Origin of the sequence: Streptomyces sp. NPDC092369 (assembly GCF_044755245.1) — a bacterium.
Lineage (GTDB): Bacteria > Actinomycetota > Actinomycetes > Streptomycetales > Streptomycetaceae > Streptomyces.
Genome location: NZ_JBIVQP010000001.1, coordinates 976,403 through 996,606, shown reverse-complemented (window position 1 = coordinate 996,606; position 20,204 = coordinate 976,403). Strand labels below are relative to the sequence as shown.

Below are 20,204 nucleotides of genomic sequence, written 5' to 3'. Positions count from 1 at the left end.
AGGGGGACGACCATGGCTCAGCGTGGAACGCTAGGAGTGGCCGTCGTCGGCACCGGCAAGATGGGCGCCGACCACGTCCGCCGAATCCAGGAAGTCACCAGCGGTGCCCGGGTGAGCGCCGTGGTGGACGTCGACGCGGAGCGCGCGAAGGCCGTCGCCGCCCGGGTCGACGGCTGCACCGCCTACACCGACCCGGCCGCCGCGATGGCGGCGGCCGACGTCGACGCCGTCCTGATCGCCTCGCCGGGGCCCGCCCACGAAGCGGCGCTGCTGACGGCGTTCGAACACGGTCTGCCGGTGCTGTGCGAGAAGCCGCTCACCCCGGACGCGGCCTCGGCCCTGCGCGTCCTCGAAGCCGAACGGAAGCTGGGCCGACGGCTGGTCCAGGTGGGCTTCATGCGGCGCTACGACGCCGAGTACCTGCGACTCAAGTCCCTGTTGCGGACAGGCCAGTTGGGCAGACCTCTCCTGCTGCACAACCGGCACCGCAACGTCGCCTCCGCGCCCGGCTGGCGCAGCGAGATGCTGATCAACGACTCCGTCGTGCACGAGATGGACGTGACCCGCTGGCTCCTGGACCAGGAGATCACCGCGGTCACGGTACTGCGCCCGAGACCGTCCGCGAACGCCCCGGACGCCTTGCAGGACCCGCAGTTCGTCGTCTTCGAGACGGACGGCGGTGCCGTCGTCGACGTCGAGATCTTCGTCAACTGCGGCTTCGGCTACCAGGTCCAGGCCGAGGTGGTCTGCGAACGCGGCACCGCCCGCATCGGCGACGGCCACGCCATGGTCACCAACATGGCAGGACGCTGGGGCGGCACCATCGCCCAGGACTTCACCGAACGCTTCGCCGACGCCTACGACCGCGAACTGCGGACCTGGGTCGACGCCACCCGCGCCGGCGAGGTCATCGGCCCCAGTGTCTGGGACGGGTACGCGGTGGCGGCCGTGTGCGAGGCGGGGGTGCGGTCGCTTGAGGACGGCGGCCGGGTGGAGGTGGAACTGGTGGAGCGGCCGAAGCTGTACGGCTGATGGCTTCCGTCGTCGACCACGGACAGGGCGCAACCTCCAAGTGCCTGCGGTCGTCCTCTGATGGACGGCGAGGGGGCTGCGGATGGGTGTCCTGCGGATGGCGCTGCCGGTGACGCGCGTGGCGGCCCGTGTCACGCCGGGAGTGGGCCGACGGCTCCTCGGCGCGACGCTGCTGCGCTGCGTCATGCCGAACTGGGTGCTGTTGCGACCGTCGCCGGTCGCGCGCCGGGTGGCGTGGGCGGCGGAGGCGGTCGAGCTGTACCGGTCCGCCGGCACGGAGATGCGCCCGGACGGGCTGGCCCGCGCCCTGGTGCTGCACGGCCAGGTGTTGCTGCTCGCGGAGCGGTACGAGGAAGCGATCGCGGCGGTGGACGCCTCGACGGCGGTGCCGGGGGCGCGGCCGTCGCCGGCGCAGACCGCGGGCGCCCTGCGCACCCGGGCGCAGGCCCTCCTGGACGCGGGCAGGGCCGAGGACGCTCTGGCGCCGGCCCGGGAGTGCGTGGAGCGGTATCGCGGCGCTCCGCTCCCGGCCCGCCGCGACCGGTCCTTGGGCGGGCTGCCCCTCGCACTGCTCACCGTCGCCCTGGTGCTGGGAAGGCTCGGTCGCGTGGCCGAGTCGGTGGCGGTGCACGAGGAGTGCGCGGAGATCCTACGAGCCATGCCCGTACGGCAGTTGGGACGGTTCGGGCTGACTCGGCCGAGGGTGCTTGTCGAGCTGATCGACGGCCTCGGGGCCCTCGGCCGGCACGAGGAGGCCCTGGCGCTCGGCGCGGAGGCGGAAGAGGCTCTGCCGGGAACGGTCGCGTGGGTCAGCCCGGAGCTAGTCCATTACCTGCGCGTACGGCTCTCCACAGCGCTGGCCCGCAGCCGCCTCGCGACGGGCCGGACCGCGGAGGCGCGCGACACGGCCGAGGAGGCGGTCGCGCAGGCCCGCGAGGGGGTGGTACGCCATCCCGTACGCGGACCCCTCTGGTTGGCCGACGCGCTGGGCTGTCTGGCCTTGGTTCTGCGCGAAGTGAAGGCCCATGAGGAGGAGTTGGGCGTCCGACGGGAGCTGGTGGACCTCTACGCGCGGCTCGCGGCCGACCGTTCGACGGACTACGAGACGTACCTCGTCGACGCTCTGGCCGCTCTGTCCGCCGTGCACGACGCCCTCGGTGAGCACGCCGGGTCCGTCGCCGCGACCGAGCGGGGCGTGGTCGTCCTACGGGGTCTCGTGGAGCGAGACCCGGCCGCCTTCGAGCCCCATCTCGCCCGCCGGCTGGCCGACTTGAGCATCGATCAGCAGAACGCCGGTGAGGTGGAGCGCGCGGTGGCGACCGCTCGGGAGGCAGTGGCACTCAGTCGTCGGCTGGCTGAGACCGACTGGCAGCGGTACACACCGCTGACGGCCCGTCAACTCCGGGTCCTGGGAGCCGGTTTGCGCCGCACCGGTGATCATGCTGGGGCCGTGGCGAGTCATGCGGAGGCCGAGGCCCTGCTGCGCGATGTGGTGGAGCAGTCCGATGACGGTCGGCACGTGGCGGACCTGGACCGGACCCGTCTCCTCCTTGCCCGGGCACTGCGCCGGGCCGCCACGGCCGACGGTGTCGCCGACGCCGTACCGGCCCTGCGCTCCCTGCTCGCCCTCACCCACCGCACCGACGCCACCGCCGTCCACGCCACCTGCGTCAGGGCCTTCGCCGAGGCATGTGAAGAGCATCAGGACGACGTCGTACGAGAGTGGGAGCGGGTGACGGGCGAGCCGTACCCGACCTTCGTCTACCGGTGCACGACCGACCGCGGCCGCGGCTCGAAGCCCGCCGCCCGGTAGGACGCGTCGATCAGTGTCATCGTCGCCACCGCGTCGTCCGCGTCCAGCGGCAGCGGCTCGCCGTCACGTACCCGGGCCGCGAACGCCTCCAGTTGGTAGGTGTACGAGGACCTGGTGCCGAGGCGTTCCGTGCGCTCGCCCTTCGCCGTGCGGACCACGACCCGGTCGTCGAGCTGGGGAAGGACGAAGTTCGGGGCGCTCACCTCGCCTTCCGTACCCACGACCCGAAGGCTCATCTCCAACTCGTCGTACGCCATGTGGCAGCGCGCGGTGCCGGTGGCGCCGTCGGGGTACTCCAGCTCGGTGTCCAGCCACTCGTCGACCCCGGGCGCGCCCGCCCGTTCGCCGCCCCGGGCGGAGACGAGCCGTGGGGCGCCGCCCGCCCAGGGGGCGAGCCGGCGCAGCGCGTGCAGGCCGTAGCAGCCCAGGTCCATCGAGGCGCCGCCGGCGAGCGGGAGGGACCAGCGCGGGTCGGTGTCGGGCGGGGCGGGGATCGCGACCATGGCCTCGACCCGGCGCAGTGTCCCGATCTCGCCGCTCGCGAGGATCTCGTGCAGGCGCCGGGTGACCGGGTGGAACAGGTAGTGGAAGGCCTCCATGAAGACCGTCCCGGCCTTCGCCGCCGCCTCCCGGACCTCGGCCGCCTCCTCGGCGTTGCTCGCCGACGGCTTCTCCGACAGGACGTGCTTGCCGGCCGCGAGGGCGGCGAGGTTCCACGGGCCGTGCAGCCCGTTGGCGAGCGGGTTGTAGACGACGTCCACCTCGGGGTCGGCCAGCAGATCGGCGTAGGAGTCGGAGACCCGCTCCACGCCGTGCTCGGCCGCGAAGGCCTCGGCGCGGGACCGGTCGCGCGCCGCCACCGTGACGAGGCGGTGGCCGGTCGCGCGGGCCGGTTCGACGAGGGCGCGCTCGGTGATCCGCGCGGCTCCCAGGATTCCGATGCGCAGGGGTTCTCGGACCGGTTCGCTCATGGCTGCGGCTCCTGTTCGACAGGTTCGGCAAGGGTGTTCCGGGCGCCGGAGGCCGGTCCCGCGCCCGGAACGTCTGGGGGGCAGCCGGTCAGGCGCCGCGGACCTCGGCGATCGTCACCGGTCGGTGCTCCTGCAGCGAGAGCGTGCAGGCGTCGGCGATCCAGCCGGCCTCCAGCGCGTCCGCCACCGTGCAGGGGGAGGGGCGGGTGCCCGCCACGACCTCGGTGAACGCGGTGAGTTCGGCGCGATAGGCCCCGGCGAAGCGGTCCATGAAGAAGTCGTACGGGACCCCTGCCGGGAAGGTCACGCCGGGCTCGACCGAGCGGAGCGGGAGCCGGTCCTCCAGGCCCACGGCGATGGTGTCGTCGAAGCCGTGGATCTCCATGCGCACATCGTGACCCCGGCCGTTGTGGCGGGAGTTGGAGACCACCGCGATCGTGCCGTCGTCCAGCGTGAGGACCGCGCCGGTGGTGTCGGCGTCGCCCGCCTCCTTGATGTACTCGGCACCCCGGTTGCCGCCGACCGCGTACACCTCGGTCACCTCGCGGCCGGTCACCCAGCGGATGATGTCGAAGTCGTGCACCGAGCAGTCCCGGAAGATGCCACCGGAGGCGGCGATGTACGCGGCCGGAGGCGGCGCCGGGTCGAGCGTGGTCGAGCGGACGGTGTGCAGCTTGCCCAGCTCGCCCGACCGCACGGCCGCCCGGGCGGCGACGAAACCGGCGTCGAAGCGCCGGTTGTAGCCGATCTGGATCGGCACGTCGCTGTTCTCGACGGCCTTGAGGACCCGCACGCCCTCGGCCATCGTCCTGGCGACCGGCTTCTCGCAGAAGACCGGGATCCCGGCCTCGACGGCGGCCAGGATCAGGCTCGGGTGGGCGTCGGTCGCGGCGGCGATCACCACACCATCCACGCCGGCGGCCAGCACGGCCTCGGGGGAGTCCGCGACCTCGGCGCCGAAACGCTCGGCGGCGGCCTTGGCCGCCTCCGCGAACGGGTCGGCCAGGACGAGCGACTCGACCGCGTCGAGTCCGGAGAGGGTCTCGGCGTGGAAGGCGCCGATGCGGCCGAGGCCGAGGATTCCGATGCGCATGAGGGTCTTGCTCCTTGGGAGGTACGGGGTTCTTGCGGAGGGGTCCCGGTGGGCGGACAGGTCCCGGTCGAGCGGGGAGCGCCTGGGGGAGAGGGCCTAGTCGAGGCCGCCCAGTACGTTCTGGTCCCAGTCGATCACCGAACCGGTGACCACGCCCGACCGGTCCGACAGCAGGAGGACCACGAAGTCGGCGATCTCGTCGGGCTGACCGAGCTTGCCCATCGGCAGCGTGGCCGCAGCCTCCTCGCGCCAGCCGTCGTCGGCGCCGTGGAAGGCCTTCTGCGTGGCGTCCTCGCCCTCGGTCGCCGTCCAGCCGATGTTCAGGCCGTTGATCCTGACCCGGTCCCAGCGGTGGGCGTGCGCCGCGTTGCGGGTCAGCCCGATCAGGCCCGCCTTCGCGGCCACGTAGGGGGCGAGGAACGCCTGCCCGCCGTGCGCCGAGGACGTGATGATGTTGACGACCGTGCCGGGCGCCTTGCGTCCCAGCATGTCGGCGACGGCCGCCTGCATGGCGAAGAAGGGCGCCTTCAGGTTGATCGCGATGTGCTTGTCGAACAGCTCCGGCGTGGTGTCCAGGAGCGTGCCCCGGCTGGTGAGCCCGGCCGAGTTGACGAGACAGTCGACGCGACCGTAGGCGGCGACGACGTCGCCCACGGCGGTCTTCGCCTGGTCGGCGTCGGCGAGGTCGGCGCGGATGAACATCGCCTTGCCGCCGGCGGCCGTCAGCTCGGTCACCAGCTCCTCGCCCGGTGCCGGGCGGCGCCCGGTCACGGCCACGACCGCGCCCTCGCGGACCGCGGCCCGGGCGATCGCGGCGCCCACACCCTGGCTGCCGCCGTTGACCAGGACGACCTTGTCGTCTAGAAGGCCCATGATGCTCCTCAGCTCTCGCGCCGCTCGGCGCAGGCCCGCAGCTCGTCCCGCAGAGCCCGGGGTGTCCATGTCTCGCGCAGCGCCCGTCGCACCACGTCCGCCTGCGAGGGCGGGGCGAGGCCGTCGACCGGTGGGTCGCTGTCGAGGTTGGTCGGGAAGGGATAGCCCTCGGCGCTCGCGGCGATCACGTGCTCCAGCCACTGCTCGCCGACGCCCTCGGCGCGGCGCCGCAGCAGGGCGGGGAACACGGCGTTCGCGACCGCCTCGCGGTCCACCGTCTCCATGGCCCGCCCGAACGCGGAGGACACCTGGAGCAGGTTGGCCGCGCGCCGGATGTCCGCGGACCGGTTGGTGCCGGCCGCGTGGAACAGCGCGGGGTTGAAGAAGGCCGCGTCGCCCTTGGCGAGGGGGAGCTGCACGTGGTGCGCCTCGAAGTACTCCCGGAACCGAGGCAGCCGCCAGGCCAGGTAGCCCGGCTCGTACTTCTGCGAGTGCGGCAGGTACATCGTCGGCCCGGACTCGACCGGCATGTCGCAGTGCGCCACCGCGCCCTGGAGGGTCAGCACGGGGGAGAGGGCGTGCACGTGCGCCGGGTAGGCGGCGGCGACCTCGTTGGACAGGAAGCCCAGGTGGTAGTCCCGGTGCACGGTCTGCGCCGCGCCGCCCGGGTTGACCACGTTGACCTGCGAGGTGACCTGGTAGCCCGGGCCCAGCCAGGCGGCCGAGACCAGCGCCAGCACGTCGTTCGCGTAGTAGTCGGCGAACGTCTCGGGGTCGTACAGGGCCGCCTTCTCCAGCGCGTTCCACACCCGGTCGTTGGCGCCCGGCTTCGCGAAGTGGTCCCCGGCGCCCGCGCCCGAGGCACGCTGCTCGGCGATCAGCGCGTCGAACACGGCGCTCATCCGGTCGACCACGGACAGGTCGGGGAAGGCGCCCTTGAGGACCACGATCCCGGGCCCGTCGGCGAACGCCCGGACCAGTTCGGCCTGGACCTCGGCGCGCTCCTCTCTCCTGCGCAGGAGGTCACTGTCGTAGACGAGCACGTTCCGCTCGACGCCCGCGGCATACGGGTAATCGGCGAGGTCGGTGGTCGATTCGACGAGTGTGCGGAAGGCGTCGAGGTCGCAGTCCTGCTCGGACAGCCACGTACGGCGGTGTACGGAAAGGAGGGACATCGGCGTCCTCTCGGTCAACGGAGCGAGCCAGCTCTGTCATTCTTGTCATTACAAACCCCTCGAACAACCAGCAGGCAGCCATCAAAAACCCTTCAAGGAGTCGGCCGTGGGTCACCCCTTCCCGATCCGGGAGATCGCACGTCAGGCGGGTCTGAGCGAGGCCACGGTGGACCGGGTGCTGAACGGCCGGGGCGGGGTCCGGGAGAGCACTCAGCGCGAGGTGCGCCAGGCGATCGCGGACCTGGACCGCCAGCGCACCCAGGTCCGGCTGGTCGGACGCACCTTCATGATCGACATCGTGATGCAGACGCCCGACCGCTTCTCCACCGCGGTCCGCGGCGCCCTGGAGACGGAGCTTCCCTCCCTCCACCCGGCCGTCGTGCGCTCGCGCTTCCACTTCCGCGAGACGGGCCCGGTACAGGAACTCACCAAGACCCTGGACCGCATCGGACGGCGGGGCTCGCAGGGCGTGATCCTCAAGGCGCCGGACGTCCCCGACGTCACCGCCGCCGTGGCCCGCCTCGCGGAGGCCGGCATCCCCGTCGTCACCCTGGTGACCGACCTGCCCGCCACCGCCAGGCTCGCCTACGTCGGCATCGACAACCGGGCCGCCGGCGCGACCGCCGCGTACCTCATGGGCCAGTGGCTCGGCGACCGCCCCGGTAACGTCCTCACCAGCCTCAGCAGCGGCTTCTTCCGCAACGAGGAGGAGCGCGAGATGGGCTTCCGCAGCGCGATGCGCACCCGGCACCCCGAGCGCGCCCTGGTCGAGATCGCCGAGGGCCAGGGCCTGGACGCCACGCAGTACGACCTGGTCCGGGCGGCCCTTGAGCGCGACCCGGACATCCGGGCCGTCTACTCCATCGGCGGCGGCAACATCGCCACCCTCAGGGCCTTCGAGGACCTGGGCCGCGAGTGCGCGGTGTTCGTCGCGCACGACCTCGACCACGACAACACCCGTCTGCTGCGCGCGCACCGCCTGTCCGCCGTGCTCCACCACGACCTGCGCCAGGACATGCGGGAGGCCTGCCACATCGTGATGCGCGCCCATGGCGCCCTGCCGCCCGCCGGACCGACCCTGCCGTCCGCCATCCAGGTCGTCACGCCCTACAACATGCCCTCGCAGGCGACGAGTTGAGGGGACGGGAGTGACCACGAGGACCGAACGGGTCGAGATCGAAGGGGTCAGTCTGCTCGCCACGCTCACGCTCGGCGGCGACCTCGGACTGCTCGCGCTGCACGGCAGCAACGAAGGCGGAACGGCGGAACTCGCGCGATCCGTGGCGGACCGCTGCGCAGCCACCAGCCTGGTCTTCACCCAGCCCGGTGTCCGGCGCCCTGTGCACATCCCGTCCCCGCGCATGGCGGTCCGACACTGCGCTCTCCTGCGGGACTTCCTGGCCCATGTCGAGCTGGTGGTCTCCCTGCACGGCCACATGCGCCCCGCGGCACCGCGAGCCATCTTCCTCGGCGGCGGCAACCGGACCGCGGCACGCCTGCTCGCCGACGGACTCGGGGCCCTGCGACCGGAGTTCGAGGCGGTCACCGACCTCGACGAGATCCCCGTGGCGCTGCGCGGACTGCACGCCCGCAACCCGGTGAACCTGGCCCGCCGAGGGGGTGTCCAGGTCGAACTGCCGCTCCCGGCAAGGACGTCGGGGCGGGGCTGGGTCCCGGGCGTCCCGGACATCCCGCCGCCGTCCGTCGCCGACGCGCTGGCCAAGGGCGTGGAGCTGCTGGCGACCCTGCCCGGTGACGGACCCGCGTCCGGGCCCATGTCCGGTCCTACGCCTGGACGTTGACCCAGGTGCCGCTCTCCGCGGACCGCACCATCGCGTCCACCACGGCGGCGCTGTGCACCGCGTCCGGCAGGGTGGCCCCGTACGCGCTGCCCTCCGCGATGGAGCGCAGGAAGCGGTGGGCCTCGATCACCTTGAGGTCGTCGTAGCCCATGGCGTTGGCCGCGCCCGGCTGGAAGGCGGCGAACTCGCCGTCGCCCGGGCCGACATGGACCGTGCTGACGGGCTGGTCCTGGTAGCCGGTGCCGCGGCTGACGCCCAGCTCGTTCATCCGGCGGAAGTCCCAGAACACCGCGCCCTCGGTGCCGTGCACCTCGAAGCCGTAGTTGTTCTGCTCGCCCACCGAGACCCGGCAGGCCTCCAGGACACCGCGGGCGCCGGAGGCGAAGCGCAGCAGGCAGTTGACGTAGTCCTCGTTCTCGACCGGGCCGAGCGCGCCGCCCGTGGCCCGGGTGTGGCCGGCGGTGGCGCCGGTGGGGCGGGCCCGCTCGGGGATGAAGACGGCGGTGTCGGCGGTCAGGGAGGTGATGTCGCCGAGCAGGTGGCGGGCCAGGTCGGCGCCGTGCGAGGCGAGGTCGCCCAGGACTCCGCTGCCGCCGCGCTCGCGCTCGTAGCGCCAGGTCAGGGCGCCGTCGGGGTGGGCCGCGTAGTCGCTGAACAGCCGGATGCGGACGTGGGTGACCGTGCCGATCGCGCCGGAGGAGATCAGCTCGCGGGCGGCCTCGACGGCGGGCGCGTTGCGGTAGTTGAAGCCGACCGCGCCCTGGACGCCGGCCTTGGCGACCGCGTCGGCCACGGCCCGGGCGTCCGCCGGGCTCAGGCCCACCGGCTTCTCGATCCAGATGTGCTTGCCGGCCTCGGCCATCGCCACGCCGATCTCGCGGTGCAGGAAGTTCGGGGCGGTGATGCTGACCGCCTGGACCCGCGGGTCCCGCGCGACCTCGCGCCAGTCGCGGGCCGTCGAGGCGAACCCGAACTGCGCGGCGGCCTCCTCGGCCCGGCCCGGCACCTCCTCGGCGACCGTCACCAGTTGCGGACGCAGGGGCAGCCGGGGGTAGTGGTGCAGGACGCGGGCGTACGCCTGGGTGTGCACCCGGCCCATCCAGCCGAACCCGACGACGGCGACACCGAGCGAATCCACCGCACCCTCCGAACCCACCATGACAGCCCCTCTTTGGACCGGTCCACACTCTGTCCAGCCCACCCTGAAGCCCCTGCTCCACTACTGTCAACCCTCACCGGCCCCTCCACGCGACCCTTTGACAAGCCGTATCAGCACATGGAACGGTCCAGAACATGAAACCGCCGACGATCCGTGACGTGGCCGAGCGGGCCGGCGTGTCCAAGTCGCTGGTCTCGCTCGTGCTGCGCGGCTCCGAGCAGGTGCGCCCCGAGAAACGGGAGGCCGTGCTGCGGGCGGTGGGGGAACTCGGCTACCGGCCCAACGCCGCAGCGCGCAGTCTCAGCGAGCAGCGCACCCGGACGGTCGGCGTGCTCCTCAACGACCTGCGCAACCCCTGGTTCGTCGACCTCCTGGACGGCCTCAACTCCCTGCTGCGCGACAACGGCCTGCACATGCTGCTCGCCGACGCCCGCCTCAACCGCCGCACCGGCGACGACCTCGCAGGCCCCTTCCTGGACCTGGGTGTGGACGGCCTCGTGGTCGTCGGCACCCTTCCGGACCCGGCCGTGCTCGGCACGATCGCCGAGCGGATGCCGGTCGTCGTGGCGGGCGCCCGGGAGCCGGTGCTGCCGGGCGTGGACGTCTGCGCGGGCGACGACGAGCGGGGCGCGCGCCTGGTCACCGAGCACCTCATCGGGCTCGGCCACCGCAGGATCGCGCACATCGCCGGGTACGGAGCCGTCGGCGAGCTGCGCCGCCGCAGCTTCGAGGCGACGATGCGGGCGCACGGCCTCGCGGACGGGGCACGGGTGGAGTCCGGAGACATGACCGAGGAGGGCGGCTACCGCGCCGCCGTCCGGCTGCTCGGCCGCCCGGACCGGCCCACCGCTCTCCTCGCCGTCAACGACATCACCTCCGTCGGCGCCCTGTCGGCGGCCGAGGAACTGGGGCTGCGTGTACCGACGGACGTCTCGGTGACCGGCTACGACAACACGAGCATCGCCCGGCTGCGCCACGTCTGGCTGACCACGGTCGACACGGCCCCGCACGAGGTCGGCCGCCGCGCGGCCCGCTGCCTCCTGGACCGCTTCGAGACACCCGGGGGAGCGGGCCGGGTCCACCTGGCCGCACCGACCCTGAAGATCAGGGGCACCACGGCGGCGCCCGCCGACCTCACAGATTGATCGCGTACGCCTTCCGCAGCGTCTCGTGCACCGTCCACGTCGTACGGTCGCCCGCGCGCAGCACGGCCAGGTCGCCGGGCCCGACCCGCAGCGTCGCCCCGCCCTCGACCTCGATCGTCGCCGACCCGCTGACCACCACGAACAGCTCGTCCGCCTCGGTGTCCGTGACGACCCCCGGCGTGATCTGCCAGATGCCCCGGATCTGCCGCCCGTCCGCCGACTCCCAGACCACCTTGCCGGTCACCTCGGGCGTTCCGGAGACGATCTGCGCGGGGTCGAGGGGCTCGGGTTCGAGCTCGACGTCGGGGATGCGGAGTACGAAGCTGTCGGTCATACCAGGACCCTAGCGAGGGCGTCCGCCGACCGGGCGTGGACAGTGTGTGCGGTATCGGCCCAGGTGGGAGGACACTTCGTCGGGCGGCCCCGGCTGGCGCGGCGGCCCGGGCCGGGTGATCGTCGATGGCATGACGGACTCCACGACGGCCGTCCCCGCGCCGCGACAGCACGACACGCGCGAGATGATCCTCTTCGGCGGTGTCTACGGCTCCGTACTGGCCTGCTCGATGGTCGCGGCGCTCACCCAGTACGGCCACACCTCCCAGGACAGCCGCCTCTACGACGCCGCCTGGCTGTTGGTGACCGCGGCCGCCTCCGCTCTCGCGCACGGCTACGCCCACTACATCGCCGAGCGCGCCCCGCACCGCCGCGGGGACGCCCTGCGCGTCCTCGCCGACGAGTGGCCCCTGGTCACGGCGGTGCTGCCGACGGTGCTGGTGCTCGCCGGAGCGGGCTGGGGGTGGTGGCCGGCGGACGACGTGGAGTACGCGGCGTTCGCCCTGAACATCGTGCTGCTGTTCACGCTGGGCCTGGTGACGGCCCGGTGGTCGCACCGGAGTTGGCCCGTCGCCGTGGCCATCGGGGCGGTGGACGCGCTGCTGGGGGTGGTCGTGGTGGTGGCCAACGCGGTCATCAAGTAGCCCGCGAACGGCATGAGTTGCCCGGGCGCGACGGACGGCCGCCACCCGCAGCAGCGGACAACGGCCGTCGGTGGAGTGGTGGTTGAGGTGTCAGGCCGTCGCCGTGACGGCCTCGGGGCGGTCTTCCGACTCGGGCGCCGCCGGGGCCTGCCGGCGCGGGATGAAGGAGGCGACGAGAAAGGCGAGCAGGGCGGCGCCGGCGCCGATGGCCATGACGACCTTGAAGCCGCTCTCCGACGGGAGGGCGTGTCCGCCGAAGTCGGTGGTCATCCGGGCCAGGATGACGCCGGCGAGGGCGCTGGCGAGGCTGGTGCCCAGGGAGCGCATCAGGGTGTTGAGACTGTTGGCGGCACCGGTCTGGGAGGGGTCGACCGCGCCCATGATCAGGGCGGGCATGGCGCCGTAGGTGAAGCCGACGCCGGCGCCGATGATGCAGGAGACCAGGATGAGGTGCCAGACCTCGCTCATCAGCACGATGTTGAGGGCGTAGCCCGACGCGACGATCAGCGCGCCGATCATGAGGGTGATCTTGGGGCCCTTGGCCTTGGTGACCCGTGCGGACACGGCGGACAGGGCCATCATGACCAGGCCTTGCGGGGCGAGCACCAGTCCGACGGTCAGCATCGACTTGCCGAGGCCGTAGCCGGTCTGCTCGGGCAGCTGCAACAGCTGGGGCAGCACCAGGGACATCGCGAACATCGAGAAGCCGAGCGCGACCGAGGCCAGGTTGGTGAACAGCACCTGCGGCCTGGCGGTCGTCCGCAGGTCGACCAGCGGCTGCCCGGCACGCAGCTCCCACCAGCCCCAGGCCGGCAGGATCAGCACGGCCGCGGCGCCCAGGCCGACAGTGGTGCCCGAAGTCCAGCCCCAGTCACCGCCCTTGGAGACGGCGAGCAGCAGGGAGAGCAGACCCGCGGAGAGCCCGAGCGAACCGACCAGGTCGAAGCGGCCACGGGTGCGCACCTTGGACTCGGGCACGATCAGCAGCACCATCACGAAGGCGACGGCACCCAGCACCGCCGAGGCCCAGAACAGGATGTGCCAGTCCCACTTGTCGGCGATGAACGCGGCCGTCGGCAGCCCCAGCGCACCGCCCACGCCGAGCGAGGCGCTCATCAACGCGGTGGAACCCGCCAGCCGGTCGGCGGGCAGTGCGTCCCGCATGATGCTGATGCCCAGCGGCACCACGGCGGCCGAGAGGCCCTGCAGCGCGCGACCGATGATCATCGGTACGAGCGAGTCGGCCAGCGCGCAGACCACGGAGCCGGAGACCAGCAGGACGATGCTGACCAGCAGCATGCGCCGCTTGCCGATCATGTCGCCGAGGCGTCCGACGACGGGCGTCGCCACCGCCGCCGCCAGCAGGGTGGCGGTGACCGCCCAGGCGGTGTTGGAGGCGGAGGCGTGCAGCAGCGTGGGCAGCTCCGGGACGATCGGGATGACCAGGGTCTGCATCAGCGAGACGACGATTCCGGCGAGAGCAAGGACCGCCACCACGGCGTTCGGCTTCGGCGGCGCGGCTGTCCCCGCGTCGGCGGGTCGGGTCAGGGCGTCGGACATGGCTGTGCCTCCGGCAGGAGTTTTTTGCTTGACTTACGCAAGCATAAACAGGATTGATTGACTTAAGCAAGTGGATGGCATGTCGAGAGGCTGCGGGCAATACGGCAGACAAAATTGTTGACAATCTTGTTTGGCTAGATTTAGGTTCGACAGGCACTCACTCAGGGAGGGCACGATGCTCAAGGAAGCCCGTCCGAGCACCGGGGAGCAGGCCAAGCAGCACGCGCTCGCGCAGCTGCGGCAGGCGATCCTGCACGGCGAGATGGCACCGGCACAGCGACTGGTGGAGAACGAGCTCGCCGAGCAGTTCGGTGTGACCCGGGCCAGCATCCGTGCGGCACTCATCGACCTGGAGTCCCAGGGGCTGGTCGAACGGATCCGCAACCGGGGTTCGCGGGTGCGGGTGGTGACCGTGGAGGAAGCGGTCGCCATCACCGAGTGCCGCATGGCCCTCGAAGGCCTGTGCGCGGCCAAGGCCGCCACCCTGGCCAGCGACGAGCAGCTCGACGAACTCACGGTGCTGGGCACGGCGATGACCAAGGCCGTGGCCGACGGTGAGCCGGTGACCTACTCCGAGCTCAACCAGGAGCTGCACACCAAGGTCCGGGAGTACTCGGGCCAGGCGACGGCCGTGGATCTGCTGGAGCGGCTCAACGCCCAACTGGTGCGGCACCGCTTCCAGTTGGCGTTGCGGCCGGGGCGTCCGCAGCACTCCCTGAACGAGCATCTGGCGATGATCGAGACGATCAGGTCCAGGGATCCGCAGGCGGCCGAGGCGGCCGTCCGCGCCCATCTCATGAGCGTGATCGAGGCGTTGCGCGACTGATTCGCGCCGAGGACACGCACGGGGGGTGGGCGCCCACCTGTCCACAAGGAGATTCGAGCAATGACCCAGGCCAACGCGCCCGCCACCCCACGATCCACGCTCGTCGTCACGGCGCACGCCGGGGATTTCGTGTGGCGGGCGGGCGGCGCCATCGCCCTGGCCGCCGCCCGCGGGGAGAAGGTCACCGTCGTGTGTCTGACCTTCGGCGAACGCGGTGAGTCCGCCAAGGCGTGGCGGGAGGGCAAGCAGCTGGCGGAGATCAAGGCGATCCGCCGGGACGAGGCCGAGCGGGCCGCCGCCGCCCTGGGCGCCGAGGTCCGCTTCTTCGACGCGGGCGACTATCCGCTGGTCGCCACCGCCGAGTTGACCGACCGGCTCGTCGCCGTCTACCGCGAGACCCAGCCGGACGTGGTGCTCACCCATCCGGCCGAGGACCCGTACAACGGCGACCACCCGGCCGCCAACCGGATGGCGCTGGAGGCCCGCATCCTCGCGCAGGCCATCGGCTACCCGGGCGAGGGCGACATCATCGGCGCCCCGCCCGTCTTCTGCTTCGAGCCGCACCAGCCGGAGATGAGCGGCTTCAAGCCCGAGGTCCTGCTCGACATCACCGAGGTGTGGGACACCAAACGCAAGGCGATGGAGTGCCTGGGCGCCCAACAGCACCTCTGGGCCTACTACACCGACCTCGCCGTCCGCCGAGGCGTCCAGCTCAAGCGCAACGCGGGCCCGAACCTGGGACTCGCCCACACCACCATGGCCGAGGCCTACATGCGGCCGTTCCCGCAGATCGCGAAGGAGCTGGCATAGCCATGGGCGGTGTGATCGTCACCAACCCGCCGAAGGCGGACGCGAAGGACGTCGACGCGCTGGCCGGCTTCGGCGTGGCCACCATCAGCGAGGCGATGGGCCGCACCGGTCTGCTGGGACCGTCGATTCGCCCTGTCCAGCAGGGAGTTCGGGTCGCGGGCACCGCGGTCACCGTGCTCGGCTGGCCCGGCGACAACCTCATGATCCACGCGGCCGTGGAGCAGTGCGGCGAGGGCGACATCCTCGTCGTCACCACCACCTCCCCGTGCACGGACGGCCTGTTCGGCGAGCTGTTCGCCACCGCGCTGCACCACCGCGGGGTGCGTGGCGTCGTCCTCAACACGGGCATCCGCGACACCCAGGAACTGCGCGACATGGGCTTCCCCGCCTGGTCCCGCGCCGTCTCCTCGCAGGGCACCGTCAAGGCCACCGGCGGCTCGGTCAACGTGCCCATCGCCATCGACGGCCAGGTCGTCCGCCCCGGAGACGTCATCGTCGCCGACGACGACGGCGTGGTGGTCGTACCGCGCGAGCAGGCCCGCGAGACGGCGGAGAGGTCGAAGGCCCGCGAGGCCAAGGAGGCCGCCACCCGCGCCGCCTTCCTCGAAGGCCAACTGGGCCTGGACCGCTACGGGTTGCGGGAGACGCTGAAGCGGCTCGGCGTCGAGTACAGGACCTACGAGGAGTACGCGGGGGAGCGGCCGTGACCGGCGGGCCCGAGGAGGTCCGCTGCATGCTGATGCGCGGCGGCACCTCCAAGGGCGCCTACTTCCTCGCCGAGGACCTGCCGACGGACCCCGCCGAGCGCGACGACCTGCTGCTGCGCGTCATGGGCAGCCCCGACCCGCGCCAGATCGACGGCCTGGGCGGCGCCCACCCGCTGACCAGCAAGGTGGCCGTCGTCTCCGGCTCGGCCGACCCCGAGGCCGACGTCGACTACCTGTTCCTCCAGGTCGCCGTGGACCGCTCTGAAGTCACCGACCGGCAGAACTGCGGCAACATCCTTGCCGGCACAGGCCCGTTCGCCGTCGAGCGGGGGCTCGTGGCCCCCGGAGACGGGGAGACGTCCGTCCGCATCCGCATGCTCAACACCGGGGAACTCGCGATCGCGCGCTTCCCCACGCCGGGCGGGCGGGTCGACTACACCGGCACCGCGGAGATATCCGGCGTCCCCGGCACCGCGGCGCCGGTGGTGATCGAATTCCCGCAGGGCAGCGGCCAGTTGCTGCCCACGGGCCATGTCCGTGACGTGATCGCCGGCACCGAGGTGACCTGCGTGGACAACGGCATGCCGGTCGTCCTGATCCCGGCCGCCGCGCTCGACGTCACCGGCTACGAGGCGCCCAAGGACCTGGAGGAGGACCTCACCCTCGCCGACCGCCTCCGGGAGATCCGCCTGGAGGCGGGCAAGCTGATGGGCCTCGGTGACGTCGAAGGCGCGACTGTGCCCAAGCTCAGCCTGCTGGCGCCGCCCACGGGCGGCGGGGCCGTCATGACCCGCACCTTCATCCCGGTCCGCTGCCACACGTCGATCGGCGTCCTGGGCGCCGCGAGCGTGGCGGCGGGGCTGCTGGTGCCGGGCGGGGTGGGGGAGGGGATCGGCGAGATCCCCGCACCCACGGAGGTCTCTGCATCAGGGGATGCCTCCGTGCGAAGTGTCCGAATGCGCATCGAGCATCCCAGCGGATTCCTGGACATCGAGACCAGCGTGGACGCCGGATCCGAAGGTTCCGCTCCCGTGGTCCGCAGAACCGCGGTCGTACGTACCGCACGAAAGATCTTCGACGGCACGGTCTTCGCTCGACCCGCCGCCCCAACTCCCGCACCCCTACAACCCCTTGGAGACAACGATGGCTCCGCCGCTCGGTGACATCGCCCATATCGGCCACACCCAGCTCTTCACTCCGGACCTGGACGCGAGCGTCGCCTTCTTCACCGACTATCTCGGACTCACCGTCAACGGCGAGGACGGCGACACCGTCCACCTCCGGACCTACGACGACTACGAGCACCACAGCCTGGTCCTCACCGCCCGTGAACGGCCCGGCCTCGGGCGGCTCGCGCTGCGCACCTCCAGCGAGGAGGCCCTTCAACGCCGTATCAAGGCGGTCGAGGAGGCGGGCGGCACCGGCAGGTGGGTCGAGGACGAACCCGGTCTCGGCAAGCTGTACGTCACCACCGACCCGGACGGCCACGAGCACGCCCTGTACTGGGAGAGCGAGTACTACCGGGCGCCCGACGGGCTGAAGCCCGCGCTGAAGAACCAGCCGCAGGCCAAGCCCAACCGGGGCGTCGGAGTCCGCCGGCTGGACCACATCAACTTCCTCGCCGCGGACGTGCTGTCCAGTGCCGAGTTCCAGCAACATGTGCTGGGTGCCCGGCCGACGGAGCAGATCCGGCTCGACAGCGGGCGGATCGCGGCGCGTTGGCTGACGTACACGAACAAGTCCTACGACGTCGTCTACACCGAGGACTGGACCGGTTCGACCGGCCGGCTGCACCACATCGCCTTCGCGACCGACACCCGCGAGGACATCCTGCGCGCGGCCGATCTCGCCATCGACACAGGCGTGTTCATCGAGACGGGCCCGCACAAGCACGCCATCCAGCAGACGTTCTTCCTCTACGTCTACGAGCCGGGCGGCAACCGGATCGAGCTGTGCAACCCGCTCACCCGGCTCGTCCTGGCGCCCGACTGGCCGCTGATCACCTGGACCGAGGAGGAGCGGAAGAAGGGGCAGGCGTGGGGCCTGAAGACCATCGAGTCCTTCCACACGCACGGGACGCCGACAGTCGGCGACCCGGAATGATTGTCGATGAGATTGTTGACAAAAATGTTGACTGTTCGGGGGGTGGCTCCTTAGCGTCTAGCGCACCAAGCACGAGAGGTAACCAACGATGTCCTCCTCCCCGTCCCCCTCCCTGTCCCCTTCGCCCGCCCGCGCGAGCAGACTCGCGCTGATCGTCGTCGGCCTGTGCTGGCTGGCCGTGCTCTTCGACGGGCTCGACATGTTCATCTACGGCTCGGTGCTGCCGCACCTGCTGGAGACGAAGACCTTCGGGCTCACCGCCGACCAGGCCGGCGACCTCGGCAGCTACGCGACCTTCGGCATGCTGGTCGGCGCGCTGACCGCGGGCACCGTCGCGGACCGGATCGGCCGCAAGAAGCTGATGGTCGGCTGCGTGACGCTCTTCTCGCTGGCCTCCGGGATCTGTGCGGTCTCCGGCAGCATCGAGGTCTTCGGCCTGGGCCGGACCCTCGCGGGCGTCGGCCTCGGCGGTCTGCTGCCGACCGCGATCAGCATGGTCTCCGACTACGCCCCGCGCGGTCGCACGGCCATCACCATCGGCATGCTGATGACCGCCCACCACGCGGGCGGCATCCTCTCCGCCTACGTCGCCAAGTGGCTGGTGGATCCGGTCGGTTGGCGCGCCGCCTTCTGGGTGTGCGTGGTCCCGCTGGTCTTCGCGCCGGTGCTCGCGAAGTTCCTGCCCGAGTCGCTGAGCTTCCTGGTCGCCAAGGGACGCGCTGACGAGTCCCGCGAACTCGCCACCCGTTACGACGTCCAACTCCCGGCCGCGGCAGGCAAGAAGACCGCCGCGGACCGCTGGGACGCCCTGGTCGGCCTGTTCCGCGGCGGCGAGTGGATCCAGACCCTGCTGTACTGGCTGGCCTCCTTCGGCGGACTGCTGCTGGTCTACGGCGTCGCCACCTGGCTGCCCACCCTGATGCGCGCCGAGGGCTACGAGCTGGCCAACGCCCTGACCTTCGTCGTCGTCTTCAACCTCGGCGGCATCGTGGGCATGCTCGTCGCGGGGCGCGCCGCCGACCGCTTCGGCGCTCCGCGCATCTCGGCGATCTGGTTCGCCCTCACGGCAGTCGGCGTCTTCCTGCTCGGCGTCCACATGGCGCAGGCCGTGACGATGCTGGTCGTCTTCCTCACCGGCGTCTTCCTCAACAGCGCCCAGACGATGATCTACGCGACCGTCTCGATCCGCTCCACACCCGACTACCGCGCCACCGCCGTCGGCTGGACCTCTGGCATGGGCCGCTTCGGCGCCGTCTTCGGACCGTGGCTGGGCGGTCAGTTGCTCGCCGCGGGCAACGGCGACTGGGGCTTCACCGCCTTCGCGCTCGCCGGTGTCTCGTCCATGGTCTTCATCGGCATCGCGGCGCTGCGCAGCGCCAAGTCCGGCGCGCTGACCGGCAGCGAGCGGAAGCTGGTCACCGCGCACTGACTACCGGCCGTGGAACGACGGACGCCGGCCACCGCACGGGATGCGGGGCCGGCGTCCGTCGCCCTCAACTACCCTGCGGCGCTCAGTCCTTGCCCATCTGGTCCTCGTCCGACAGGTGTTCCACCGTCTTCCCGGTCTCCGTGAACGTCCGTGTCACATGGCCGGAGGAGTACACCCACAGGATCCGCAGCGGTACGTCGCCGATGTTCCGGAAGAGGTGCGGGACCGGCGACGGCACGTAAGTGGTGTCGTACCGCTCCAACTTGGTCACCTCGCCGTCGACCCACACCTCCGCCTCGCCCTCCAGAATCGTCACGTGCTCGTCGCAGTTGTGCGAGTGCAGCGGGGCGCCGGAGCCGACCGGGTAGACGCTCATCCCGCTGGTGATCCTGTTCTCCCCGCCGGCCGACGGCGTGGTGATCAGCGGCGTCGAGACGACGGCACCCCCTCGGTCCAGTGGCGGTACCGACGCGACCTTGATGATCGTGGTCATCCGGGCTTCCTCTCCGATCCTCGGACGGCGCTGCGGTGACCGACGTTAGGTCGCACGCGGGTGAACGGGTGCCCTCCAGCGTGCAGTTTTACGTTGCAGTCCGGGAGGGGCTGAGCTTCCGGAACCCGGCTGTACGGTCTGCTCGCGTCGGACGGTTCCCCGTTCCGTGCCCGAAACGCGGCGGAAAGAAAAGGCAGGTACGGCCAGATGAGGCTCCCCGTTCTGAGCGAAGAGGA

At 71.6% G+C, this 20,204-nt stretch carries 20 protein-coding genes; 12 read left to right on the top strand and 8 right to left on the bottom strand.

Annotation, left to right across the window (positions count from 1 at the left end; genetic code table 11):
* The first annotated feature begins 12 nt into the window (after positions 1-12).
* A complete protein-coding gene (locus ACIQI8_RS04425) occupies positions 13-1,032 on the top strand; it encodes a Gfo/Idh/MocA family protein (protein ID WP_402344824.1) in 1,020 nt (339 codons plus the stop codon).
* An 82-nt stretch (positions 1,033-1,114) separates the two neighbouring features.
* Positions 1,115-2,845: a hypothetical protein gene (locus ACIQI8_RS04420; protein WP_402344823.1), complete on the top strand. Its 1,731-nt coding sequence runs from the start codon at positions 1,115-1,117 to the stop codon at positions 2,843-2,845.
* On the opposite strand, the gene ACIQI8_RS04415 is transcribed toward ACIQI8_RS04420, so the two are convergent.
* The 4 genes from ACIQI8_RS04415 to ACIQI8_RS04400 all read right to left on the bottom strand — a co-directional run bounded on the left by ACIQI8_RS04415 (position 2,794) and on the right by ACIQI8_RS04400 (position 6,957).
* The gene (locus tag ACIQI8_RS04415) at positions 2,794-3,816 is read right to left on the bottom strand and encodes a Gfo/Idh/MocA family protein (RefSeq protein ID WP_402344821.1); all 1,023 of its coding nucleotides are present in this window, start codon (positions 3,814-3,816) and stop codon (positions 2,794-2,796) included. The genes ACIQI8_RS04420 and ACIQI8_RS04415 overlap by 52 nt on opposite strands.
* A gap of 88 nt (positions 3,817-3,904) precedes the next feature.
* Positions 3,905-4,909 carry a Gfo/Idh/MocA family oxidoreductase gene (locus tag ACIQI8_RS04410; RefSeq protein ID WP_402344819.1) on the bottom strand — a complete coding sequence of 335 codons (1,005 nt, stop codon included), beginning with the start codon at positions 4,907-4,909 and terminating at the stop codon, positions 3,905-3,907.
* A 96-nt stretch (positions 4,910-5,005) separates the two neighbouring features.
* Complete coding sequence (locus tag ACIQI8_RS04405) at positions 5,006-5,782, bottom strand: SDR family oxidoreductase (RefSeq protein ID WP_402344817.1); 777 nt, start codon at positions 5,780-5,782, stop codon at positions 5,006-5,008.
* 8 nt (positions 5,783-5,790) lie between these two features.
* A complete protein-coding gene (locus tag ACIQI8_RS04400) occupies positions 5,791-6,957 on the bottom strand; it encodes a phytanoyl-CoA dioxygenase family protein (protein WP_402344815.1) in 1,167 nt (388 codons plus the stop codon).
* Between the two features lie 106 nt (positions 6,958-7,063).
* Here ACIQI8_RS04400 and ACIQI8_RS04395 point away from each other — a divergent pair, with 106 nt between their 5' ends.
* Together ACIQI8_RS04395 and ACIQI8_RS04390 are read left to right on the top strand one after the other, a co-directional pair.
* The gene (locus ACIQI8_RS04395) at positions 7,064-8,095 is read left to right on the top strand and encodes a LacI family DNA-binding transcriptional regulator (protein ID WP_402344814.1); all 1,032 of its coding nucleotides are present in this window, start codon (positions 7,064-7,066) and stop codon (positions 8,093-8,095) included.
* A 10-nt stretch (positions 8,096-8,105) separates the two neighbouring features.
* Positions 8,106-8,759, top strand: coding sequence for a poly-gamma-glutamate hydrolase family protein (locus ACIQI8_RS04390; RefSeq protein WP_402344813.1), 654 nt, complete (start codon positions 8,106-8,108; stop codon positions 8,757-8,759).
* Here the strand turns inward: ACIQI8_RS04390 and ACIQI8_RS04385 are convergent.
* The gene (locus ACIQI8_RS04385) at positions 8,743-9,918 is read right to left on the bottom strand and encodes a Gfo/Idh/MocA family protein (protein WP_402344811.1); all 1,176 of its coding nucleotides are present in this window, start codon (positions 9,916-9,918) and stop codon (positions 8,743-8,745) included. The two genes, ACIQI8_RS04390 and ACIQI8_RS04385, sit on opposite strands and share 17 nt — an antisense overlap.
* Positions 9,919-10,052: 134 nt before the next feature.
* Between ACIQI8_RS04385 and ACIQI8_RS04380 the strand changes: the two genes are divergently transcribed.
* Positions 10,053-11,063 (top strand): LacI family DNA-binding transcriptional regulator, encoded by a 1,011-nt coding sequence (locus ACIQI8_RS04380; RefSeq protein WP_402344809.1) that lies wholly within the window; start codon positions 10,053-10,055, stop codon positions 11,061-11,063.
* Here the strand turns inward: ACIQI8_RS04380 and ACIQI8_RS04375 are convergent.
* The gene (locus ACIQI8_RS04375) at positions 11,053-11,397 is read right to left on the bottom strand and encodes a cupin domain-containing protein (protein WP_402344807.1); all 345 of its coding nucleotides are present in this window, start codon (positions 11,395-11,397) and stop codon (positions 11,053-11,055) included. The genes ACIQI8_RS04380 and ACIQI8_RS04375 overlap by 11 nt on opposite strands.
* A gap of 130 nt (positions 11,398-11,527) precedes the next feature.
* Here ACIQI8_RS04375 and ACIQI8_RS04370 point away from each other — a divergent pair, with 130 nt between their 5' ends.
* The gene (locus tag ACIQI8_RS04370) at positions 11,528-12,040 is read left to right on the top strand and encodes a hypothetical protein (RefSeq protein WP_402344805.1); all 513 of its coding nucleotides are present in this window, start codon (positions 11,528-11,530) and stop codon (positions 12,038-12,040) included.
* A 90-nt stretch (positions 12,041-12,130) separates the two neighbouring features.
* On the opposite strand, the gene ACIQI8_RS04365 is transcribed toward ACIQI8_RS04370, so the two are convergent.
* Positions 12,131-13,600, bottom strand: coding sequence for an MFS transporter (locus tag ACIQI8_RS04365; RefSeq protein WP_402344803.1), 1,470 nt, complete (start codon positions 13,598-13,600; stop codon positions 12,131-12,133).
* Between the two features lie 175 nt (positions 13,601-13,775).
* Here ACIQI8_RS04365 and ACIQI8_RS04360 point away from each other — a divergent pair, with 175 nt between their 5' ends.
* From ACIQI8_RS04360 to ACIQI8_RS04335, 6 genes are all read left to right on the top strand, one after another.
* On the top strand, positions 13,776-14,426 hold the full coding sequence (locus ACIQI8_RS04360; protein ID WP_402344801.1) for a GntR family transcriptional regulator: 651 nt from the start codon (positions 13,776-13,778) through the stop codon (positions 14,424-14,426).
* A 60-nt stretch (positions 14,427-14,486) separates the two neighbouring features.
* A complete protein-coding gene (locus ACIQI8_RS04355; RefSeq protein ID WP_402344799.1) occupies positions 14,487-15,236 on the top strand; it encodes a PIG-L deacetylase family protein in 750 nt (249 codons plus the stop codon).
* 2 nt (positions 15,237-15,238) lie between these two features.
* The gene (locus tag ACIQI8_RS04350; protein ID WP_402344797.1) at positions 15,239-15,943 is read left to right on the top strand and encodes a 4-carboxy-4-hydroxy-2-oxoadipate aldolase/oxaloacetate decarboxylase; all 705 of its coding nucleotides are present in this window, start codon (positions 15,239-15,241) and stop codon (positions 15,941-15,943) included.
* 26 nt (positions 15,944-15,969) lie between these two features.
* Positions 15,970-17,106 carry a 4-oxalomesaconate tautomerase gene (locus tag ACIQI8_RS04345; RefSeq protein WP_402346674.1) on the top strand — a complete coding sequence of 379 codons (1,137 nt, stop codon included), beginning with the start codon at positions 15,970-15,972 and terminating at the stop codon, positions 17,104-17,106.
* Positions 17,087-18,046 (top strand): VOC family protein, encoded by a 960-nt coding sequence (locus tag ACIQI8_RS04340; protein ID WP_402344796.1) that lies wholly within the window; start codon positions 17,087-17,089, stop codon positions 18,044-18,046. The genes ACIQI8_RS04345 and ACIQI8_RS04340 overlap by 20 nt, the downstream gene beginning before the upstream one ends.
* 88 nt (positions 18,047-18,134) lie before the next feature.
* On the top strand, positions 18,135-19,475 hold the full coding sequence (locus ACIQI8_RS04335; RefSeq protein ID WP_402344794.1) for an MFS transporter: 1,341 nt from the start codon (positions 18,135-18,137) through the stop codon (positions 19,473-19,475).
* 82 nt (positions 19,476-19,557) lie between these two features.
* On the opposite strand, the gene ACIQI8_RS04330 is transcribed toward ACIQI8_RS04335, so the two are convergent.
* On the bottom strand, positions 19,558-19,968 hold the full coding sequence (locus ACIQI8_RS04330) for a cupin domain-containing protein (protein ID WP_402344792.1): 411 nt from the start codon (positions 19,966-19,968) through the stop codon (positions 19,558-19,560).
* Between the last annotated feature and the right edge of the window lie 236 nt (positions 19,969-20,204).